Here is a 5,797-nt window from a genome sequence, read left to right as displayed (position 1 = left end):
CCACCCTCCCCTGTCCTCCCCTGTAGGTGTCGCCCTTGATTGAACAAGAGACTGCCCTTCCGGCCACCGCTCCCGCCGAGGAACCGCGCTGGGCCTGGCCCCCGCTGTTCGGCCTCTTGGAGGTGCAGTTCGGCGCCGCGGTGGGCTACCTGCAGACGGCGGTGCCGTACTGGCTGGCGAAGGACGGGATGCCGCTGGCGGAGATTGGCGTGCTGTCCGGCACGGCGTTCTCTCCGCACGCGTGGAAGCTCTTGTGGGTGCCGCTCATCGACCTGGGGCCATGGCGCCGCGTCTGGTACGGCGTGAGCACGCTGCTCACCGCGCTCTTGCTTCTGGCGTGCGCGATGTTCCCGGAGCCCGCTCGGCACCTGGGCGTCTTCACGCTGCTGCTCACCGCGTTGCAGGCGGCGGCGACGACGGCGCACGCGGCGCTCAACGGGCTGATGGCCACGACGTCCAAGCCGTCCGACAAGGGGCGCACGGGCGGCTGGCAGATGGCGGGCAACGTGGGCTCCACCGCGATGATGGGCGCGCTGGCCATCTTCCTGGCGACGCAGTTCTCGCGGCAGGTGGCGGGCATCGTCCTGGCCACGCTGGTGCTGGCGAGCGGCGCGGGCATCTTCTGGATCACGGAGCGGAATGATCCGTCCACCGTGCCCACCGGGCCGCTGTTCAAGGCGGCGGTGGACCGGGTGAAGAGCATCGTGATGGACCTGGTGAAGACGGCCCTCAGCCGCGACGGCCTCATCATGCTGGTGCTGTGCCTGGCGCCGGTGAGCTGCGGCGCGCTCACCAACCTCTTCAGCGCGATGGCGGGCGCGTACCAGGTGCCGGAGCACACGGTGGAGATGGTGAACGGTCCGGGCATGGCCGTCACCGGCGCGGTGGGGTCGCTGATGGGCGGCTGGCTGTCGGACCGGATGAACCGCAAGCTCGCGTACGCGCTGATGGGCGGGGCCACTGCGATGTGCGCGTTCGCCATGGCGGCGGGCCCCATGACGACGAACACGTACATCTGGGGTTCGCTCGCGTACAGCTTCGCCAACGGCGCGGGCTTCGCGGCCTTCGCCGGCATGGTGCTGGAGATGGTGAGCGACGGCGCGGCGGTGACGACGAAGTACTCGCTCTTCGTCGCGGCCTCCAACTTCGCCATCAGCTACACCACGGCGCTGGACGGGCACGCGTCGGAGTTCCGGGGCATCGGGACGCGCGCCACCATCGCGGCGGACGGGCTGATTACCCTGGTGGGCATCAGCATCGTGGCGCTCATCTTCGTGCTCTTCCTGCGCAAGAAGCCCGCGGCGACCACCGCCACCGCGTGAGCCCGGAGGTTTCGCGGGAGATGGGCTACTCGCGCGCGGACGTGGGGATGGCGGTCACGCTGTCTACGGGCTGACACGTCAGCCCCTGTGCCTGCCACGTCAGCGTCGTGGGCAGGTTCCACCGCTTCGCCGGGCCTTCCGAATGGTTCCAGCCGGTTGGCGCTCGAGCATCCCTGGCACCCAGGCTGCACTTGCAGGGACGCACCCCTGCGGCCAATGCCTCACGGGGAACGTCATCCAAGCCAAGGTGGACCCCCATGACCCAGTACAATGACTTGTTCTTCCGTGTGAACACCGGCGACACCGGTGAGCGCGACTTCGGGAACGAGCCGACGAACACCATCGCCTATCAATCGCCAGACATCATCCCCCAGGGCCTCGTCCCCACGCTCAATCCGGCGGAGTTCTTCGCCGGGAACTACAGCTCGGACGTGGGGCAGAACCTGGTCGAGAGCGGCGACAACTACATCTACCTGCGCGCCAAGAACCTGGCGGCGGCAGCCCAGTCCGGAAGCGTGTCGCTGTATGCCGTGCCCGCGAGCCTGCTCTTGTACCCGTACCTGTGGGCGAACAACGAGCTGCAGACCAGCGACAAGAACGTCGACAACGGGAACAAGAACATCATCAAGGCGGACAGCGGCAAGATTGCCGTGACGGACAACCCGTTCGTCTGGAGGGCCCCCACCCCGGACCACTACTGCCTCATCTCCCGCGTCTCCACCACGGCGCACCCGAACCCTGTTCCCACCACGGCCGTGGGCAACATGGACCAGCTGACGGAGTTCATCCTGGACAACCCGGGGTTCGGCTGGCGGAACGTCACCATCGTGGATGCCAACAAGCCGGACTACACCACCAAGGGCATCAACTTCGATCAGGGCTCATCCACCGCGATGGTGACCTTCGACATCAAGTGCGTGAACGTCCCCGCGGGGGCGAGCGTCGCGTTCTCGGCGGGGACCCCGGGGCCTTCGCCACTCATCAGCCTGGGGAAGACGATGGTGCCCGAGACGCTCCCGGACCAGGACGGCAACCGCAACTGGCACACGGGCATCGACTGCCTCGTGCCGGCCAACTACAAGACGACCATCGACTATTCGTATTGGTCCAACAATCACGCCCCGCTCCCGGGGATGTCCATCACGGTCCGGGTCCTCCCGTTCGTCTCCTCCGACCACCGCCTCTTCGGCCGGCTCTTCACGCCGGAGCAGCTGGGGATGTCGCCCGAGCGGAGCAAGGCGCTGGCGGGCAAGCGCGGCATCGTGCTGGGCTCCCACACCACCGTCTTCCGCTGAGCGGCGCCGCACGCAGCCAGGAATGAAAACGGCCACCGGCTCTCGAGCCGGTGGCCGTCTTGCTTTTGCCTCGGTGCTTCAGCGCTTCGTCACGCGTGCCTCACCCAGGACCATGGACCAGTTGTTCATGACCTCCGTGGGCTGGGTCGCGCCGTAGGTCTGGCCCTGCATGGGCGTCTTCGTGTTGAGGTGGCTGCTCATGTAGATGAGCCGGCTCATGGCGGGCCCCGGCTGCTGGTTTCCCTGGAGCGCATCCTTGAACCGCGCGCCCAGATAGCCCGGAGGAATGCTCTGGTAGTTCAGCCGGACCCGGATGGAGGCCCAGGAGGGAACCTCCGACAGCGGGACCTGGTACACCAGCGTGTCTTCGCCCTCGGCCTCCTGGGGATGGCTGTCGCTGGGGTAGTCCGGATCACTCTCGATGCCAGGCTGGGCTCCCTGCGCCTCGCTCAGGGGCAGGGTGATCCGCGCCAGCTGTTGGAGGTCCAGCCCCAGCTGGAGCTCGCCGGACTTGCGAAGGCTCGGCGGCTTCCAGCCCGCGGGGAGGATGCGGTTGTCCTTCACGTCCTTGAACTGCTGGAGTTCCAGGCTGGTGACCTTCTTGACGTCGTCCATGACGCGGACCTCGTAGATCTGGACCTGGTCCTGCCGCTGGAGGCTCTGGAAGTGCGGCTGGAGCTGGCCGGGGTCGGACGAGAACTCGCTGACGAGGACGTTGTCGCCATTGGCATTGCAGCGGCCATTGCAGATGGCGCCTTGCGCGTTGGGTTGTCCCGACGCCCAGAGCACGTTGCCGGACGGGTCCAGGACCTCGAACTGGATGAACGCGCGGCGGAAGCCCGCACCGCTGGGGAACTTGTGCCCCGCGTTGTTGATGAGCGTGACGGGGACGCTCAGCGTGCCGTTGTCGGTGGACAGGTTGCCCAGGGAGATCTGCACGGCGGGGAGCCGTGGATTGTAGGAGCCCTGGGCCGTGCTGTACGCGAGGTCCAGGATGGACTGCTCGGCGTTGAGCAGGTTCTGCGCGACCACGTAGTTGCGGCTGGCATCCGTCAGCGGCGCGATGGTGCCGTCCGGGAAGCGCAGGGCGAGGAAGAGGTCATCCAGGAGGAGCACTTCGCCCCCCCGGCCGGTGAAGCCCAGCTCCAGCCGCCGGAGGTCCGCGCCCAGGGCCGCGGTGGCCTGACGCGCCTGCCACCGCGACTGTCCCGGATCGACCGCGAGCGGAGGCGTCGTGGACGCCAGGGCGCCTTGCGCGTTGAAGGTGCGCACGACCAGCTCTCCGCACGAGAGTTGGTCGCACCAGGCGGTGGCGCCCCAGAGGAGGGTCGTCTTGCCGCCGGCCCTCTGGAGGGCGTCCTGGTAGCGGCCGAGGTCGATGCTCAGCGTCGCGCTGCCTTCCTTGAGCTGGAAGAAGTAGCGGCCGTGGCTCGGGTGGATGGCGCGTCCCTGGTCCGCCGGGAGCTTCTGGACGGCGGCGATGGCGCTGGGGTCGCTCCAGCCCGCCGTGTTGCCATCCTCGGCGCCCGGATTGGGGACGAGGTTGGGCGTGCGGTTCAGGATGTCTGGGGATTGGAGGTAGGGCGGGATGCGTGAGTCCTTCGACAGGTAGAAGTCCAGCCCGAGCACGTCCGGGAACTGCTGGAACATCTCGTGGACGAACAGGTTGATGCCCAGCAGCGTGTGCCGGTTGTACTCGCGCGACACCGGGGGCGGGCTGCCCTTGTAGAAGGGATCCAGGTCGTCGTTGTACTGCGCCACGTACACGCGCTTGTCGTGCGGGGAGTCCGGCGAGGTGAGCGGCATGTGGCAGCTCTGGCACGAGGTGTTGGAGGCGGGGTAGCCGCTGTTGAGCCACTCGAAGTAGGTGGTCTGCTCATAGGCGAGCGCGACGCAGGGGTCCTTCGTGAAGTCGCCGTTGGCGTCGAAGGTCGTCTTGCTGGCGTCGCAGCTCGCGGGGCGCTCGTAGCCTTCGCTCGCCTCGGAGATGGGCATGCCAGGCCTGTAATTCGTGGGGAGCTTGGGGAGGATGACGACGTGGCAGGCGCCGCAGACCATGGAGTCGCGCAGGTAGCTGTGTCCGTCCACGTGCGCCGCGGTCTCCAGGCTCAGCCCCGCCGCGGCCATGGGCTTCGCGTTGAGGCCGAAGTCAGGCCCGAGGATGGCGCCGGGACGCAGGTTCATGGACGAGGTGAAGGGGAAGGACGGCGGCGTGAGCGTCTTCTTCTCCTCCGGGCTGACCAGCCGGTCCGAGACGGCCCCGCCGAAGAGGTCTCCGTCGGAGCCATAGAAGAGGCTGTAGTCGGTGCCGTTCCAGGGCTGGCCCTCCTTCGGCGACATGGAATGACAGACGGCGCAGGAGAGTCCGTCCCGGGCCAGCGCGCCGTAGGTCGCGTATTGCGAGCCCGCCTCGGGGTTCGAGGGGAACGGGTTCTTGTAGGGGGCTCCCTCTGGCGTCGCGTAGAGGGTGTAGTGGTTGAACGGGGCGTTGCTGGCCAGGGCCTGGCGCTCCGCCAGCGGGGAATGGCAACGCAGACAGAGCTGGTCCACCTGATAGGGCTGGTGCGGAGACAGCGAACGGGTCGTCTCCACCTGGGCGAGGAAGACCGGGTCCCTGCCCGCCAGGGCCTTGATGGAGGCGCTCCAGTCTCCGAAGGGGGACCAGTTGGCGGACAGGTTCATGGGGCCCGCGCCACCGGAGGGCCAGAGGCTGTTGACCGTGGGCTGCTGCCAGAACGCCATCTCCGGCAGGTCGCTCTTCTGGGCCTTCCAATCCGAGTCATGGCAGGACTGGCACACCAGGGAGGAGTTGAAGCTCTGGCTGCCGAGGTCCAGTCCGTTGTGCGCGATGTCCAGGTTCCGGGGCGGCAGCTTGACCAGGTCGCCGCTCTGGATCCGGGGCAGCTGGACGCCCAGCTGTTTCGTATAGAAGTCCAGGAAGGCCTGGGCCTCGTCGCTGGACTCGGCGAGCGGCTTGAGCAGTTCATTGCCTCGCGGGAACACGGGATAGGGAGGCGGGACGAGGCCATCCCCTCCGCTGCCGCTCGTGGCCAGGACCGCGGGCCTGGGCGCCCAGTTCCGCACGACCACCGCGGCCGTGATGGCGAGCATGGCGCCCGCCGCGACAATCACATGACGCTGATACCTCGTCTTCATGGGTTCACCTCGGGGGAATGGGGG

Annotated in this window: 3 protein-coding genes; 2 read left to right on the top strand and 1 reads right to left on the bottom strand. The window is 67.7% G+C overall.

Annotated features, from left to right (window positions below; all coding sequences use genetic code 11):
- The first annotated feature begins 35 nt into the window (after positions 1 to 35).
- Together D7X55_RS34500 and D7X55_RS34495 are read left to right on the top strand one after the other, a co-directional pair.
- Positions 36 to 1,322 carry an MFS transporter gene (locus D7X55_RS34500; RefSeq protein WP_121725272.1) on the top strand — a complete coding sequence of 429 codons (1,287 nt, stop codon included), beginning with the start codon at positions 36 to 38 and terminating at the stop codon, positions 1,320 to 1,322.
- 257 nt (positions 1,323 to 1,579) lie between these two features.
- Positions 1,580 to 2,617, top strand: a complete 1,038-nt coding sequence (locus D7X55_RS34495) for a hypothetical protein (RefSeq protein ID WP_120548350.1) — start codon at positions 1,580 to 1,582, stop codon at positions 2,615 to 2,617.
- A 78-nt stretch (positions 2,618 to 2,695) separates the two neighbouring features.
- Here D7X55_RS34495 and D7X55_RS34490 read toward each other — a convergent pair whose 3' ends face one another.
- Entirely contained in the window at positions 2,696 to 5,773 is a 3,078-nt protein-coding gene (locus D7X55_RS34490; RefSeq protein WP_147470325.1) for a hypothetical protein, read from the bottom strand.
- Positions 5,774 to 5,797 lie beyond the last annotated feature (24 nt).

Origin of the sequence: Corallococcus sp. AB049A (assembly GCF_003668885.1) — a bacterium.
GTDB classification, from domain to species: domain Bacteria; phylum Myxococcota; class Myxococcia; order Myxococcales; family Myxococcaceae; genus Corallococcus; species Corallococcus interemptor.
The sequence above is the reverse complement of the archived record's forward strand: the minus strand, read 5'-3'. Positions and strand labels throughout refer to the sequence as shown.

Bases quoted from the DNA above. Each gene is read 5' to 3' on its own strand.
- D7X55_RS34495 (WP_120548350.1), top strand. From the start codon at position 1,580: ATGACCCAGTACAATGACTTGTTCTTCCGTGTGAACACCGGCGACACC.
- D7X55_RS34490 (WP_147470325.1), bottom strand. From the start codon at position 5,773: ATGAAGACGAGGTATCAGCGTCATGTGATTGTCGCGGCGGGCGCCATG.